At 57.7% G+C, this 15,031-nt stretch carries 11 protein-coding genes and 4 pseudogenes; 10 read left to right on the forward strand and 5 right to left on the reverse strand.

What is annotated here, in order from left to right:
* The first annotated feature begins 7 nt into the window (after positions 1-7).
* Positions 8-1,558: pseudogene (gene murJ / locus JCM25146_RS17085) on the forward strand (murein biosynthesis integral membrane protein MurJ).
* Between the two features lie 712 nt (positions 1,559-2,270).
* Entirely contained in the window at positions 2,271-2,852 is a 582-nt protein-coding gene (locus tag JCM25146_RS23425; protein WP_081774749.1) for a UdgX family uracil-DNA binding protein, read from the forward strand.
* 7 nt (positions 2,853-2,859) lie between these two features.
* Here JCM25146_RS23425 and JCM25146_RS04125 read toward each other — a convergent pair whose 3' ends face one another.
* The 4 genes and pseudogenes from JCM25146_RS04125 to trxB form a co-directional block, all read right to left on the reverse strand.
* Positions 2,860-3,150 carry an integration host factor subunit beta gene (locus JCM25146_RS04125; protein ID WP_025826094.1) on the reverse strand — a complete coding sequence of 97 codons (291 nt, stop codon included), beginning with the start codon at positions 3,148-3,150 and terminating at the stop codon, positions 2,860-2,862.
* Positions 3,151-3,303: 153 nt separating this feature from the next.
* Positions 3,304-3,809 (reverse strand): annotated as a pseudogene (locus tag JCM25146_RS17095) (MucR family transcriptional regulator).
* Between the two features lie 444 nt (positions 3,810-4,253).
* On the reverse strand, positions 4,254-5,135 hold the full coding sequence (locus tag JCM25146_RS04135; RefSeq protein ID WP_025826095.1) for a LysR family transcriptional regulator: 882 nt from the start codon (positions 5,133-5,135) through the stop codon (positions 4,254-4,256).
* Between the two features lie 103 nt (positions 5,136-5,238).
* The gene (gene trxB, locus JCM25146_RS04140; protein WP_025826096.1) at positions 5,239-6,192 is read right to left on the reverse strand and encodes a thioredoxin-disulfide reductase; all 954 of its coding nucleotides are present in this window, start codon (positions 6,190-6,192) and stop codon (positions 5,239-5,241) included.
* A 174-nt stretch (positions 6,193-6,366) separates the two neighbouring features.
* Here trxB and JCM25146_RS04145 point away from each other — a divergent pair, with 174 nt between their 5' ends.
* The 8 genes and pseudogenes from JCM25146_RS04145 (at position 6,367) to JCM25146_RS22815 (ending at position 13,913) form a co-directional block, all read left to right on the forward strand.
* Positions 6,367-6,882 carry an Lrp/AsnC family transcriptional regulator gene (locus JCM25146_RS04145; protein WP_025826097.1) on the forward strand — a complete coding sequence of 172 codons (516 nt, stop codon included), beginning with the start codon at positions 6,367-6,369 and terminating at the stop codon, positions 6,880-6,882.
* The gene (locus JCM25146_RS04150) at positions 6,882-8,006 is read left to right on the forward strand and encodes a glycosyltransferase (RefSeq protein WP_025826099.1); all 1,125 of its coding nucleotides are present in this window, start codon (positions 6,882-6,884) and stop codon (positions 8,004-8,006) included. The genes JCM25146_RS04145 and JCM25146_RS04150 overlap by 1 nt, the downstream gene beginning before the upstream one ends.
* Before the next feature lie 163 nt (positions 8,007-8,169).
* Positions 8,170-9,477, forward strand: coding sequence for a glycosyltransferase family 39 protein (locus JCM25146_RS17100; protein WP_242400916.1), 1,308 nt, complete (start codon positions 8,170-8,172; stop codon positions 9,475-9,477).
* An 82-nt stretch (positions 9,478-9,559) separates the two neighbouring features.
* Positions 9,560-10,554 (forward strand): annotated as a pseudogene (gshB, locus tag JCM25146_RS17105) (glutathione synthase).
* A 144-nt stretch (positions 10,555-10,698) separates the two neighbouring features.
* Entirely contained in the window at positions 10,699-11,397 is a 699-nt protein-coding gene (locus JCM25146_RS04165; RefSeq protein ID WP_035371976.1) for a class I SAM-dependent methyltransferase, read from the forward strand.
* Positions 11,398-11,548: 151 nt separating this feature from the next.
* Positions 11,549-12,817: a heme-copper oxidase family protein gene (locus JCM25146_RS04170; protein WP_025826103.1), complete on the forward strand. Its 1,269-nt coding sequence runs from the start codon at positions 11,549-11,551 to the stop codon at positions 12,815-12,817.
* Positions 12,814-13,773 carry a heme o synthase gene (locus JCM25146_RS04175; protein ID WP_025826105.1) on the forward strand — a complete coding sequence of 320 codons (960 nt, stop codon included), beginning with the start codon at positions 12,814-12,816 and terminating at the stop codon, positions 13,771-13,773. The genes JCM25146_RS04170 and JCM25146_RS04175 overlap by 4 nt, the downstream gene beginning before the upstream one ends.
* A gap of 2 nt (positions 13,774-13,775) precedes the next feature.
* Positions 13,776-13,913, forward strand: a complete 138-nt coding sequence (locus tag JCM25146_RS22815; RefSeq protein WP_199897700.1) for a hypothetical protein — start codon at positions 13,776-13,778, stop codon at positions 13,911-13,913.
* 137 nt (positions 13,914-14,050) lie between these two features.
* On the opposite strand, the pseudogene JCM25146_RS22820 reads toward JCM25146_RS22815, so the two are convergent.
* Positions 14,051-15,008 (reverse strand): annotated as a pseudogene (locus JCM25146_RS22820) (Tim44 domain-containing protein).
* Positions 15,009-15,031: the final 23 nt, after the last annotated feature.

Here is a 15,031-nt window from a genome sequence, read left to right on the forward strand (position 1 = left end):
ATATCCCATGCTCAGAAATTTTCTGACAGTTGGCGGCTGGACCATGCTCAGCCGCATTCTTGGACTGGTACGAGACCAGCTTCTGGCGGCCTTCATGGGGGCTGGCCCCCTGCAGGACGCGTATCAGGTCGCCTTCCGCCTGCCGAACATGTTTCGCCGTCTGTTCGGCGAGGGAGCATTTAACGCAGCCTTTGTTCCCATGTTCTCCACCGTTATGGTGCAGGAGGGGCGCGATGAGGCCCGGCTGTTCGCGCGCCGGACACTTGGGGTCATGCTGGCATGGCTGGTGTTTTTGTGTGTGCTGGGTGAGGTGTTCATGCCGCAGGTTCTGCGGGTGATTGCCCCGGGGTTTTTACAGCATGGTGACCGCTATGCCATGGCGGTCAGCCTGAGCCGTATTACCTTCCCTTATCTGGTTATGATCTGTGCGGCGGCTCTGCTGGCAGGCGTCTTGAATGGCCTGCACAGGTTTGGCATGGCATCCGCTGCCTATTTGGCCTTCAATGTGGTGGGTATTCTTGCCATTGTTGGTGCGTCTCCGTTTTTGCCAACCGTGGCTTATGCCGCAGCATGGGGGGTTACGGTTTCGGGCGTTGTGCAACTAGGCCTGCTGGCTTGGGCGTGCGAGAAGGCGGAGTTTGGCCTTATGCCTTATGGCCCCGCCTGACGCCACGCATCCGCCAGTTGTTGCGGCGTATGGTGCCCGGCCTCATCGGGAGTGGCGTTGGCCAGATCAATCTGACCGTGGACACCATTATTGGCACCTTGCTGCCTGCGGGCAGTGTTTCGCTCATGTATTTTGCTGACCGGATCAACCAGTTGCCGCTGGGTGTGCTTGGTGCGGCGGCGGGTACAACACTCCTGCCGGTGCTAACTCGGCACCTGAGTGCTGGTGATATACAAGCTGCGCATAGGGCCCAGAACCGCTCGGTGGAATATGTTATTCTGCTGACCCTGCCAGCCGTTGCCGGGTTGCTGGTTCTCGCTGGCCCGATCATGATCGTACTTTTCGGGCACGGGTCTTTTACCGAGCATGACGCGCTTTTGTCTGCCCAGTCCCTGCGTGCTTATGCCGTAGGTTTGCCAGCGTTCATTCTGGTCAAGGTGCTCTCCCCCGCATTTTTTGCGCGTGGGGATACACGGACTCCGGTTTACGTGGGCATAGGCGTGCTTGTGTTGAACTTTGTGCTTAATCTGCTGTTCATGGTGCCTCTGACGCATGTCGGGCCCCCCCTTGGCCAGCAGCATTACGGCGTGCGTCAACGTAGCGTTTCTGGTTGTGCTGCTGCTGCGTAAAAACGCACTGGTCGTGTATGGGACAACTCTGTTGCACATGGGGCGGGTGTGTCTTGCGGCTCTTTTTATGGGGCTTGGTCTCTGGGGCGTGGGGAGTATTGTAACGCTCCCGGCCATTTTTGTGACCAGAGCCGTCTGGCTGACTGGCATGGTCATGGGTGGGGCAGCCCTTTATGCGGTTCTTTTACATGCTTTTGGCGTAGCGGACTTGCCCGATATGCTTGCGCGCATTCGTGGGCGGCTGCGCCGTAGGGCGGGATAAAGTAGGGAGAACGCATGCCTGAGGTTGTTCTTGCGCATCAGGTTGATTTTGCCACGTGGCGCAGCGCAAGCCGGTATTTTGTTCACTTGGGTACTGAGCCCGAGGCACTGCATTGGACGGTCGCGTCCATAGGGGCGGCGCAACAATACGGCGCGGGCACAGCCCAGTACCCGGCACCTGCTCCGGTCATGAATCTGTCTCGCCGGTTTGCATTGGCGCTGGGGCAGGCTTTGCAACTGCACGATCCTGAACGGTTTGCGCGCCTTTATCGCATTATGTACCGTCTGGCGCATGATGGTCTGGAACTGACCGATCTGCATGACCCCGATCTGGTATGGTTGAGGCAGTCCATGGCGGCTGTGCGGGCGACTACATTGCGGTTCAGAGAGGCTTTTTCAGCCTTCAGCGCGCAACAGCAGGCTTCTGGAATTTTACAGAGTGCTCCCGAGCATTATATTCTGGAGGCGAATGCCCGCTATTGCACACAGCGTAATGTGCGGCCGTGGCAGGTTGTGACCCCCTACCGACGTATGGAGTGGACAGGCGATACGCTGCGTTTTGCCGCTGGGACAGACGTTGTGCGGGATGAGGCTGCCGTGCAGTGGCAGGTGGATGGCACTGGCATCTGGCGTGGCTACGCCCTGAGTGTAGTACCACCCCAACGCAAGGATGTGGACATGGCTCCCAATCTGGCATTGCTGGGTGCCGAGCTATGGATTGCCGGGCCTGTGCCTTGTGGGAGCCTGCATCGCGCACGGTTTTTGGTGAGGGGCCACAAAACGCTGCGCTCATGCTGGTGGGTGAACAGCCGGGCGATCAGGAAGACCTACAGGGGCGGCCTTTTGTTGGGCCTGCCGGGCAAGTGCTGGATAAGGCCCTGCAGGATGCCGGGTTGCAGCGCCATCAGGTTTACGTCACCAATGCGGTCAAGCATTTCCATTTTGTATGGAAAGGGAGTCGCCGTCTGCACCAGAAGCCACAGGCAGAGCATGTAGCCGCCTGCCGTGTATGGCTGGATGCGGAGCGCCGTCTGGTCCGGCCCGCATTGCTGGTTATGCTGGGGGTAACCGCTGCCCAAAGCGTTCTAAAAAAGCCGGTTACAATTTCTGCCACCCGCTCGCGCCTGTTCCATCTGGAAGGGGAGACACAAGGGCTGGTGACTGTGCATCCGTCTTACTTGCTGCGATTGCCAGATGAGGCAAGTCGACAGAGAGAATATGCACGATTTGTGGAGGATTTACGTCTGGCTGCCAATTACATTGGTCAGGCAGAGCAGTGCGCTACGGAAGAATAAAGGCGGGCTAGGCCAAGCCCGCCTTGTTCAGGCGTTGGTGAAGCTCTTTTCCGGTTTTGAAAAATGGAACGAGTTTTTTGCTGACCTGAACCTGTTCCCCTGTTTTGGGGTTCCTGCCCAGGCGTGGCTCCCGTTCCTTAACAGAAAAAGCACCAAACCCTCGCAACTCAACGCGGTTCCCTGCTGCCAGGCTGCTTGTTATGCCGCCAAAAACCGTATTCACCAGCAGCGTAGCCTCTCTAAGCTGAAGGTGCGGGTTTTTTTCAATCAGAATGGCAATAAGTTCAGACCGCGTCATGGAGCCCCCTGCCGATTAGGGTAGAGATAGGAGGTCTGGCTGAATCTGTACCAGACAGATACAAGCATTCCGCGCTCCACGGCAGGGCGTCAAGATAAAAATGCCTGACAGTCTGGTAAGAATACCAGACACGTCAGAGCATAGGATGTTATCTTAGACTGCAGCTGCCTTTTTACCACGCTTTGCGCGACCGGACGTATCGTCTTCATCGCCTGCGGCATGGATTTTGCGGCCAAGGCCGATTTCACGCGCAAGGGTGGAACGACGTTCCGCATAGTTGGGGGCAACCATGGGGTAGTCCGCAGGCAGGTTCCAGCGTTCGCGGTACTGCTCGGGGGACATGCCGTAAGCGCTCTGGAGGTGCCGCTTGAGCATCTTCAGCTTTTTACCATCTTCAAGGCAGACGATATAGTCCGGGAAAACCGAACGCTTGACGGGCACAGCCGGCTGGAGCTTTTCAGGCTCGCTCTGCGGCTGGTCAGCCGTTTTAAGAGCTTGGAAACGTCCTTGATCAGAGCCGGAATGGTAGCAGGGTCCGTCTGGTTGTTGGAGACGTGCGCGGACACGATCTCGGATACAAGATCTAGGAGAGGCGAATAGTTCTGGATCTCACTCATGGCAGGCCTAATTAAAAATTCAGTGTGAATAATAAGAACCATACTCAATTATTTAATCGTTGTGAACTGCCAATATACAAAAAAGCAAAAATAAGACCGGAGTGGTATAAAGTGCCGTAATGGCCTGCCGATTTTTTCAATATTGAGATAAAATTGTATAAATTATTCGTAATATTTGGTTAATAATATACGATCATTGTTCAAACGAGTATCTGCATCTGTAAAAGGGGGCGTATTCTGAAGTGATGTCTTCTCTGGTTATAACAATTTGTTGATAATATTGTGATCTTTGCAATCCAGACTTGAGAAAAGTTCAAAGCCATATTGCAATAGAGTGCTGATTTTTCAGGATATTTCGTTATTTGCAAGAACTGTATTCTGGGAATATCAGGTTTGCTTTTACAGTATAGTACGTATCAAAAGAAAAACCCCGGCCTGTTCCTGTATGGAAAAAGCCGGGGTTTTTCAAATACCGTTAGAGTAAACTCAACGGATGCCGAGTTCACTCATCAGGAAGTCACGGAAGACGGCTACCCGTTTGGAACTGCGCAGTTCCTCGGGGTAGACAAAATAGGCATCGACCGTCGGGGTCGTAATTTCAGGCAGAACCTGTACCAGGTCCGGAAATTTGCTGGCAGCATAAGAAGGAATGGAGCCAATGCCCAGACCGGCAGCTATGGCGGAGGCCATGGCTGCCATGCTGTTGACCTCCAGCCGTGCCGGGCGGCTATGGTTGTTGGTCTGCCCTGCTTCGGCCAGCCAGTTGATATGGGCTACCGGCGGGTGGTGCTCACCAAACAGAACCAACTGGTGGTTTTTAATGTCTTCCAGGCTGGATGGCATGCCATGGCGCTCAATATACTGAGGCGCTGCAAAAATTGGCAGATTGAAGTCCGCCAGATGGCGCTGGATCAGGTCCGGCTGGCGCGGAGCATGCATGCGCACGGCCACATCGGCCTCACGCATACCCAGATCCAGATCATTGTCTTCCAGAATAAGGCAGATATCAATCTCGGGGTTGGCCTCCATAAACTTATGGAGTCGTGGCATAAGCCAGCAGTTACCAAATCCGGTTGTGGTTGTAACCCGTAGGCGGCCTGCGGCTTTTTCCTTGCTTTCCGTCAGCAAGGTCTGTGTCATCTCCAGTTTGGAGAACACTTCCCGAACCGTTTTGTGCAAGGTTTCCCCTTGCTCAGTCAGGATCAATCCACGCGCATGGCGGTGGAATAGGGGCACCTGAAGAACATCTTCCAGCGCAGAAATCTGTCTGGATACGGCAGACTGGCTTAGGTTAAGCACATCCCCCGCGTGGGTAAAGGAACCGGCTTCCGCTACGGCATGGAAAACCCGGAGTTTGTCCCAGTCCACGCACGCCTCCTGCTAAATTGACTGAAATTACAAAAGCACAATACCATGCTTTCGAAGCTACTACGTGCAGTAATTACTGCACGTGGTCAAGGTATGGGCAGCGTTACGTTTTGGGCAGTTCTGCCAGATACCGCTCCGCGTCCAGGGCTGCCATGCACCCGCTGCCCGCAGCCGTTACCGCCTGACGGTATATTTTGTCCTGTACATCGCCTGCAGCAAAAACACCGGGTACGGATGTGCGGGTCGTTCCGGGGGTGGTTTGAATGTAACCTTCGGCGTCGAGGGTGATCTGCCCATGGAAAATACCAGTGGTCGGGGCATGGCCAATAGCAATGAACAGGCCGTCAATATCAATGGTGGTTTCGCTTTGGTCCACAAGGTTGTGCAGGCGCACGCCGCAGACCACTTCTGGCGTGCCGGTGGCCAGAATATCGGCAACCTCACTGTTCCATATGACCGAAATTTTGGGGTGGTTGAACAGGCGGTCCTGCAGGATTTTTTCCGCACGCAGGGAGTCGCGGCGGTGGATCAGGGTCACGTGGGCTGCGTGGTGGGTCAGGTACAGGGCTTCTTCCACGGCCGTATTGCCGCCGCCAACCACGGCAACTTTTTTGCCACGATAGAAAAAACCATCGCATGTTGCGCAGGCGGATACGCCACCACCCTGTAGGCGCTTTTCACTCGGCAGGCCAAGCCAGCGGGCCTGTGCGCCCGTGGCAATAATGACGGCACGCGCGATGTAGGTCGTGCCGGAATCCCCTATCAGACGGAAGGGTGAGCCGGAGCTGAAATCCACCTCGGTAATAATGTCGTATTCAATGCGGGTGCCAACATTCTGCGCCTGTTCGGCCATCTGCTCCATCAGCCAGGGGCCTTGCACGGCCTTGGCAAAACCGGGGTAGTTTTCCACGTCGGTTGTAATGGTCAGTTGCCCGCCCGGTTGCAGCCCCGCCACCAGAACGGGGGAGAGGTTGGCACGGGCCGCGTAAATGGCGGCGGTATAGCCTGCGGGGCCTGCGCCAATGACAAGCAGGTCGGTTGTGATGGTTTCAGTCATGCCAGAAGAGTTCCCCAAAGCAAGAAGTGCGGGTGCAGTTATGCCGCGCAGGCGTGGTTCCGATTACGTTGGAGAAAAGGATATGACGGGTGCGTTTGCGTTGAGCAAGTGTTGAGAGAGGAGTTTGCGGCATGGCGGGGAGCGTGGCATATACTCGCCACTCTTTTCTGGGAGTTGCATCTTGCACAGGATGGGTCGGATAAGGTGACGGATCTGGACGCTGTTGATCTTCGTATCGTAGCCGAGCTGCAGGATGATGGTCGTATGACCAATGTCGAACTGGCCCGGCGTGTTGGCATTTCGGCCCCGCCCTGTCTCCGGCGCGTACGGCGGCTGGAGGAGGAGGGTATTATTCGTGGCTACCATGCCCAGCCGGATGCCACGGCCCTTGGCTGGCCGATTATATTTTTTGCCCTGATCGGGCTGGATAGCCAGAAAGAGACAGTGCTTTCGGCTTTTGAGCGCCAGCTTGCCGAATGGCCGGAGGTGCGTGAGTGCCACATGATCCGGGGTGGTGGGGATTTTCTTGTCCGCCTGATTGCGCGTGACGCAGCGCATGAAAACGCCCTGACGCGGCAGTTGACGGAGGCCTCCCACGTTATTCGGGTGCAGACCCTGCAAACCATCCGCACCAGTCTGGAACGTGAGGGTGTGCCGTTGCCGCTCATCAGGGAGGGGGCACCGGAGTAATGCCCGGTTCAGATGTTTTGGAGAGTCATGTGCCAGCAGGCAGCCCTGATATCAGTATTATTGTACCGTGTTACAACGAAGTTGCCAATGTAGCCCCACTTGTTGCTATGCTGGAAAAAGCACTGGAAGGCAGGCGGTGGGAGGTTATTTTTGTTGATGATAATTCGCCCGACAAAACAACGGACGCAGTCCGTGCGCTGGCACGGCAGAAGGCGTATGTGCGTGGCATCTGCCGGATTGGCCGCAGAGGGCTGTCCACAGCGGTTATTGAAGGGGCGTTGTCCTCCTCCGCGCAGATTGTGGCGGTCATGGATGGTGACCTCCAGCATGATGAAAGCCGCCTGATTGCGCTGATAGATGCCGTTGGTGGCGGCGCGTGCGACATTGCCGTGGGCAGCCGCCATGTTGAGGGTGGTAGTAACGAAGGGCTGGCCAATGCATGGCGGCATGCTCTCTCTGATGGGGGCATATGGCTGGCACAGCGTTTTCTGCCGGTCAGGCTGAGTGACCCCATGAGCGGCTTTTTTGCCTTGCGGCAACAGACGTTCGAGGCCATAGCGCCGCGCCTGTCCGGGGCGGGGTTCAAGATTTTGCTGGACCTGCTACTGTCCTCAAAACAGCCCCTCAAAGTGCAGGAAATCGCCTGTGGCTTCCGCCCCCGCGTGGCGGGTGAGAGCAAGCTGGACACGTTGGTGATGATCCAGTTTGCGGCCCTGCTTTTAGAAAAATTCTCCCGTGGTCTGGTGCCGTTACGCTTTGTGGCATTCTGCCTTGTTGGGCTTGCCGGGGTAGGGGCCAATCTGGGGGTCATGCATCTGGTGCGGCTGTTCTGGGGCAGTTTTTCCACAGCGCAGGCCATAGGCACCATAGCGGCAATGGGTGTGAACTTTTATCTGGACAATAATTTTACCTACAGGGACCGTCGCCTGCATGGTCGGCGCTGCGTGTGGGGGCTGCTGGTGTTCATGCTGGTCTGCTCAGTTGGAGCGCTGGCGGATGTGGGTGTGGCGCATATGATGTATGCGCAGAGTTACCGGATTAACGAGGCCAGTCTGGCGGGCGCTGTGCTGGCTGTGGTTTGGAATTACACCATGTCTTCCACCATTATCTGGCGGTCCCGCTAACATTGCGGGCCGCTCTGGCACCCTGCACGTACTGGTGGTGGGGGCTTGCTTGCCTTACCCTTGTACGCCTTGTGCTGGCTGCCAGTATTCCACTCTCACCGGACGAGGCTTATTACCGGATATGGGCGCTGGCTCCGGCTGGCGGATACCTTGATCACCCACCATGGTGGCGCTGTGGGCGCGTATGGGTATGCTCCTTGCTGGGGATACCGCTCTGGGGGTGCGCCTTCTGGGGCCTGTTTCCACCTGTCTGGCCTCGGTGCTGGTTGTTCAGTCCGCGTGGTGCTGGTTACAGGGGCAGGTAACGCCGGAACAGGTGCGTGCAGGGGGGCTGCGCGCAGGTCTGCTGTTTAATGGCACGCTGAGTGTTGGCCTGGGCACGCTGGTCATGACCCCGGATACGCCGTTGCTGTTTTTTGTGGCGCTTTTGCTGTGGGGGCTGGTGCGTGCCTGCATCGGGGGGCAGCGGCGCATGTGGCTGCTTGCCGGTCTGGCTGCCGGGTTGGGGTTTGACAGCAAATATACCATGCTCTTGCCGCTGGCCGGTCTGGGCTTATGGCTGCTTGCTACCAAAGAAGGGCGGTCGTGGTTGCGCACGCCGTGGCCGTACTACGCCGCTGGTCTTGCGCTCGTGTGCACCGTACCCGTGATCTGGTGGAACGCCGAGCATGCGTGGGCCAGTTTTGCCAAGCAGGGTAGCCGGGTAGGGGACTGGAACCCCGCACATGCTCTGGCTTTTATGGGGGAGTTGCTGGGCGGGCAGGTGGGGCTTGCGTCCCCTTTAGTGTTTGTTTTTTTTGTCGGTGCGGTCTGGTTGTTGTGGCAGCGGCGGAGCAGTTTTGCCATCCTGCTGCTGTGCATGGTTGCGCTGCCCGCAGTCGTGTTTGCGCAGCATGCGCTGGGCGCGCGGGTGCAGGCCAACTGGCCGGTGGTGCTGTACCCTGTTCTGTCGCTGGCCGCAGCACAGGTGGCATGGCCATGGTGGCGGAGTGCAGGTTTTGTCGGCATTGGGCTGGCAGGTGTGGTTGGCGTGCAGGCGGCGTTCATGCCCTTACGCCTCTCCCCGCATCTGGACATGACCTTACGGCAGATGGGGGGCTGGCCGGATTTCGCCCGTTCTGTTTCTGCCCGTGTGCCTGAAGGCGCGCCTTTGGTTGCGGATGAATACGGCCTTGCGTCCGAACTGGCGTTTTACGCACCTGAGCGTGTGGTGCTGGGGGCCGAACCCCGCTGGCGGCTGTTCAGTCTGCCGCATCCAGCTTGTGGCACACAGGCCTATCTTGTGCTGAGCCATAAGCGTGCAGGCCCGCCAGATGACCATCTGTTTGAGGTGCTTGAGACACTGCCGGAGCAGGCGCGTACGCGCGGCGGTATTGTGGCCGACACCTACGCACTCTTCCATGTACGCCTGCGCTGCCCGGCTCCGGGGCAGGTCTATGGTGCGGCATTTCTGCCCGGTCGGGGGCGTTAAGGTCTGGGTGTTTGCGTGTTGACCTGAAAAAAGGCAGGATAGCCCAACAATCGCTCCAGCAGCAGAACAGGAACCCGAGTTTATGGCCTCTCCACGGCTTGTGGCGGTCCAGATGGACCCACTTGAGCATGTCAATATTGATGGGGATTCAACCTTTGCCCTGATGCTGGAGGCACAGGCACGCGGGCACAGCCTGTTTGTGTACGAAGTAAACTCCATGGCCCTTGATGAAGGCACGGTAGAAGCCGGAGGCCCCACGCGCACGGACGTTACCGCGCTGATGCGCCCGGTAACCGTCCGGCGGGAAAAAGGGCGGCACGCTACATTTGGCGTACCCGTACGGCATTCCCTGCGGTCCATGGATGTGGTGCTCATGCGCCAGGACCCACCATTTGACATGGCTTATATTACCGCCACGCATATGCTCGACCATATTCATGGCACAGGCCCTGATCAGGCTCTGGTGGTCAATGACCCGCAGTGGGTGCGTGACTGCCCGGAAAAATTGCTGGTCACGCATTTTCCCCAGCTTATGCCCCCGACACTGGTGACATGGGATGTCGACCAGATTCGGGCGTTCCGGGCCAAATGGAAAGACATCATTGTCAAACCGCTGTTTGGTAATGGCGGCAGCGGCGTTTTCCGGATCAAGGCGGATGACCAGAACCTGAATGCCCTGCTGGAAATGCATTTTGCCCGCTCCCGCGAGCCTCTTATGATTCAGCGGTATGAACCCGCCGTGACTGCGGGGGACAAGCGCGTTATTTTAGTGGATGGCGAGCCGATTGGTGCGATCAACCGCGTACCCTCGGGGGAGGACCACCGCTCCAACATGCATGTGGGCGGTGTTGCGTGCAAAGTGGAGCTGAGCGCGCGTGATCGTGAGATTTGTGATGCAATTGGGCCGTTTCTTAAAGAACATGGCTGATTTTTGTGGGCATTGATGTTATTGGTCAGTATCTGACGGAAATCAACGTGACGTCACCTACCGGTTTGCAGGAACTGGAGCGGTTTGACGGCATCAATGGTGCCGCCAGCATATGGGATTGTATTGAACGCAAGCTGTCTGTCCGATAAGAGCCGTCTGGCCCTGTTGGGTGGTGCCATGCCGGTAAAACGATGCTGCCACACAAAGGCGCTTTGGTGGTGTGTGCTGCAAGCAGGAAGGAAGAGAGTATAGTGGCTCTTGAAGAAATGTCCGTCAGCGGGCAGAGAGACAACATGAGTGACGTTCTCCAAGAATACCCCTCCGGCGGAGGGGAAAGCCCCGTACCTCCTCCCTCGCGTTCCGCGCTTGATGCAGAGGCGGTCAAACAGGCCTATCGACGTTGGGCTAATGTTTACGACGTGGCCTTTGGTGGTATTTCCCGCTTTGGCCGCCTGCGGGCGGTGGATGCGGTCAATGGCCTACCCGGCACAAATGTGCTCGAAGTCGGGGTGGGTACAGGTCTGGCGTTGCCCCATTATACCAAGGCCAAGGCCATTACCGGCATTGACCTCTCGACCGATATGCTGGCCAAAGCCCGTGAGCGCGCACAGCATGACAACCTGACAAACGTAAACGCTCTGCTCGAAATGGACGCGGAAGAAACCTCGTTCGAGGACAACTCCTTCGACATTGCGGTTGCCATGTTTGTTGCATCTGTGGTGCCACACCCGCGCAAGCTGCTGCGTGAGCTCAAGCGGGTTGTCCGTCCGGGCGGGTATATTCTGTTCGTCAACCACTTTCTGGCCCCCGGTGGCATCCGTGGTGCAGTGGAACACGCCATGGCGCGTGCCTCCCACTCTCTTGGCTGGCACCCGGATTTTGCAATGGAATCGCTGCTCCCGCAGGAGGATATTGCACGGGCCTACATCCAGCCTGTGCGACCGTTTGGCCTGTTTACGCTGGTAACGCTGGAAAACCTGCCGAAAACGTAAACATGTGCGCTCCTGTTTTGGCAGGGGCGCTAGACATGCGTGGCTTGGTAGGGCGTTTTTATGCCATAAAACGCTAAAATATGGTCGTTTTTTGTCTAGCAGGATTCACAGTTCTCCATCATCAGCCTGCACAGAATATGGAACATGGAGCATGATCTCCGCGCATAGCCAGCCTATCCCGCAATCTGCCACGGTGGGTAAAACCCCCAGCCAGCGGCAGGATTCCGCCGTCGGAACAGCCTACCTGCTGCTTGCAGCCCTTGCGGCGCTTGTTGGGGGTGGGGTGTCCGTTCTGGCAGGTCTGGGCATGTTGCCCGCCACAGACCTGTGCGGCAGGCTGACGCAGGCACACCCGGCACTGATGCTGCTTTATGTGGTGGTGCCTGCTCTGGTCAGCGGTTTTGGCACGCTCTGGCTACCTCGGGCTCTTGGGCGCGAGCACATGGTGCTGGGGCGGCTGAATCTGGCGGGTGTTGCTGTTCTTGCATTGTCTTTTCTGCTGACCTGCGCACTGGCCGATGCGCGCTTTGCGCATGTATTATGGTCGGTGGGTGCGCTCATGTCAGCCATGGTGCTGCTGGCCACAATTTTTGATAGCTGTGCGGATAGTCGGACGCAGGCATCCTTCTCCCCCTTTGTCTGGGGGGAAATGCTCTCCGCCACGGTTGTGCTGTTGTGCGCTCCTGTTTTTGCGGCTGCTGTGCTGCGTACGTGGCTGTGGCCTGCGATCAGCCCGGTTGTCGGGGCTGAGTATTTTGCAGGGCCTGTTGGCCTGATTGTGCTGCTCGCCGGGTTTGGCATTGTGTTTGAGATGGCAGCGCGGATCGGGCAGGTGCAGACACGGCCTGTTGCTTATATTATGGCGACAACCGCCGCCATTGGTGTGGTGGCATGGGCCAAGAGCAGCCTTGCACATGGGAGCGATAGCCAGAACGCACTGCTTATCGGCAATGCTGGTCTGGCGCTGTGTTCCCTGTCGGCTGTGTGTCTTGCTGGGCTGTGGCTTTCCGGTACGTGGCGGGCGCGTGTTTCTCTCCACACACCGCTGTTGTGGGGGATGGGATTTTTAGCGGTCGTGGCTGGTGGCTGGGTGGTGCAGCTTGTGCAGGGTACAGGCCTGCACCCCGCTTTGCAGCTTGGCGCTCTCTATGCGGTTTGTGGTGGTTTTTACCTGTGGCGGGGCGAGGCCTGTGGTTTTTGGTACCCGCAGTCTCTGGCCAAACTCCATTTTGCGCTGACTGCGGCCGCAACACTCTGCGTGTTTGGCTCTGGCATGCAGGTGCTGGGGTGTGCCCTGTTTGGCGTGGCGGCAGTGGTGTTTGTTCTGGCGGCGGCCATTAGCTTCCAGCGCGCTATTCCCATGCCGGATAGCCGTGTGGGCGTGGCTGAGGCCAGTACGGCAGGGAGTGCTGTTGTATGAGCGAAGCCAGTCTTTCTGCCCCGCAGCCCAGACGCCCCCGTTTTCAAACAGAACAGGTTGGTACGCAGGCGCGTGACTGGCTGGCGTTGCTCAAGCCCCGCGTGATTTCGCTCGTTGTTTTTACGGGTGCTGCGGGAATGTTCATGGCGCCGGGGCATCTGAACCCGTTTATCGGGCTGGTGACCATCTTCTGCATCTGTCTGGCATCTGGTGCGGCCGGGGCCATTAACATGTGGTATGACCGCGATATTGACGCGATCATGCAGCGGACCATTACCCGCCCGGTTCCCTCGGGCCGCATTCCGCAAAACGAGGCACTGGCTTACGGCGTTGGGCTCTCCTGCCTGTCTGTCTGCCTGATGTGGATTGCAACCAACACGCTGGCTGCTGCTATTCTGGCTTTTTCCATTTTCTTTTATTCTGTCATCTACACAATGTGGCTCAAGCGCTCCACGCCGCAGAATATTGTCATCGGCGGTGCCGCGGGGGCTTTCCCCCCCATGATCGGCTGGGCCGCAGCCACAGGCCATATGGCGGTCATGCCGGTTGTCATGTTTGGTATTGTGTTCTTCTGGACACCACCTCACTTCTGGTCCCTGGCGCTGTATGCCTGCAAGGATTATGGGCGTGCGGGTATTCCCATGCTGCCGGTTGTGCGCGGCGTGCGGCATACGCGCTGGCAGATATTTTTCTACACTTTGGTGCTGCTTGCTGTGTCGCTTATTCCGTCTTTTGTCGGTGCCAGTGGCTGGCTTTATACAGTGACTGCGGTGGTGCTGGGGCTTGGCTTTGTTGCCTGCGCCGTACGCATATTGCTTGAACCGCAGGCCCAGAATGGTGCAAGCCAGAAGGGGGATAAGGCCGCGCGTATATCCTTCCGTTTTTCGCTGGCGTATCTCTTTTTTCTGTTCTGTGGTTTGTTGGGCGACCACTTTTTACAAATATGGATGCACTGAGCATGACGACAGTTTCCATGCCCCACACCCCGGAGCAGCTTGAGCGGCAAAAGCGCCAGGCCTTGCGGGTACGTAGTATGGTTGTGTTTATGATTGTTCTGGCAGGCATTATGTTTGGTCTGGCGCTGTTGCACCCGTAAGACAGCGTTTTCGCCATGCTGTCGTGATATTTGTTACGGGTTTGCCCGTGGTATGACTGACCATAATAAAAAGCCCGCCGTCCTATGGGATGGCGGGCTTTTTTGTGGGCAGCAGAGAGGCGCTGCCCGGTTGGTGTTCAGCGGGCCTGCTGGATGGCGGAGAGCAGCCAGCGCCCACCGCGAGAAGGTCGGACAAATGTCCACACTTCTGTAATGGTGACAGGGGTAGTGGAACTGCCATCCACAACCTGCCCGGTTGCGTTGGTTGTCAGGTCGATCAGGCTGTAACGCATGGCCACACTGGCGTAGTCCATGCCATTTTCACGCCATGCCTCGGCCAGATCACCCTGAAGGAAGCGTACATCGGAGACAACATTGCGTGCCCCCTGACTAGCCAGCGTAGCAAGCTGCTCGTTGAAGTAAGAGACCATTTCCGGTGTTGCCATTTGCTGCATGGCCGGAATGTTCTGCTGGTTCCACGCAGTCTGAATATCCACCAGGGTCTGCTGGAAGGACTGGTAATCCGCCGTGGTAATCTGGACTGGCGTACCACCACCCGCAGGAGCAGTGGGGGAAGGGGCTGCTCCGGGCATGCTACCACGCGGAGCACCACCCATGCCAAAGCCGTTGCTTCCGGTTGTTCCCCGGCCAAAGCGCCGTACCAGCCACATGACAAACATGACCACCAGCCGATCTGGAGCAGCAGACCCAGCAGGCTGAAGAAGCTATGCATCCCGCCCATAAAACCGTGCCCACTCAGCATGCCAAACAGCCCGGCGCCCAAAAAGCCCCCGGCAAGACCAGTCAGGAACGGGTGGCGGTTGGGGTAGCCCATGGGGCGGGCAAAGGGGGCCGCCATCTGCGGTGCGCCAAAACCCGGTGTGGGTGCTGTGCGCGGTGTTATGGAGCGGTCCATGGGGGCGGTGCTGTAGGGGGTTGTGCGCGTAACAGGTGGCGCACTCCATGTGTGGCTGCCCCGGCTTCCCATGGAGCCTCCCTGACCTGGGCGGGCATCGGCCTGCATGGCCATAGGCCCGACCAGCAGACTTGCGCCGACAAACGCACTCAGGCAGATCGCAGCAGACGTGGTTTCACTGTATTTTGGTCTCCGGCTAACA

It is taken from the genome of Acetobacter okinawensis JCM 25146 (genome assembly GCF_000613865.1).
In the GTDB taxonomy this organism is placed as follows: domain Bacteria; phylum Pseudomonadota; class Alphaproteobacteria; order Acetobacterales; family Acetobacteraceae; genus Acetobacter; species Acetobacter okinawensis.

What these genes read in the sequence shown, in the direction of transcription:
- JCM25146_RS23425 (WP_081774749.1), top strand. Translation starts at nt 2,271, where the DNA reads ATGGATTGCCGGGCCTGTGCCTTGTGGGAGCCTGCATCGCGCACGGTT.
- JCM25146_RS04125 (WP_025826094.1), bottom strand. Translation starts at nt 3,150, where the DNA reads ATGACGCGGTCTGAACTTATTGCCATTCTGATTGAAAAAAACCCGCAC.
- trxB (WP_025826096.1), bottom strand. Translation starts at nt 6,192, where the DNA reads ATGACTGAAACCATCACAACCGACCTGCTTGTCATTGGCGCAGGCCCC.
- JCM25146_RS04150 (WP_025826099.1), top strand. Translation starts at nt 6,882, where the DNA reads ATGCCCGGTTCAGATGTTTTGGAGAGTCATGTGCCAGCAGGCAGCCCT.
- JCM25146_RS17100 (WP_242400916.1), top strand. Translation starts at nt 8,170, where the DNA reads ATGGTGGCGCTGTGGGCGCGTATGGGTATGCTCCTTGCTGGGGATACC.
- JCM25146_RS04165 (WP_035371976.1), top strand. Translation starts at nt 10,699, where the DNA reads ATGAGTGACGTTCTCCAAGAATACCCCTCCGGCGGAGGGGAAAGCCCC.
- JCM25146_RS04170 (WP_025826103.1), top strand. Translation starts at nt 11,549, where the DNA reads ATGATCTCCGCGCATAGCCAGCCTATCCCGCAATCTGCCACGGTGGGT.
- JCM25146_RS04175 (WP_025826105.1), top strand. Translation starts at nt 12,814, where the DNA reads ATGAGCGAAGCCAGTCTTTCTGCCCCGCAGCCCAGACGCCCCCGTTTT.
- JCM25146_RS22815 (WP_199897700.1), top strand. Translation starts at nt 13,776, where the DNA reads ATGACGACAGTTTCCATGCCCCACACCCCGGAGCAGCTTGAGCGGCAA.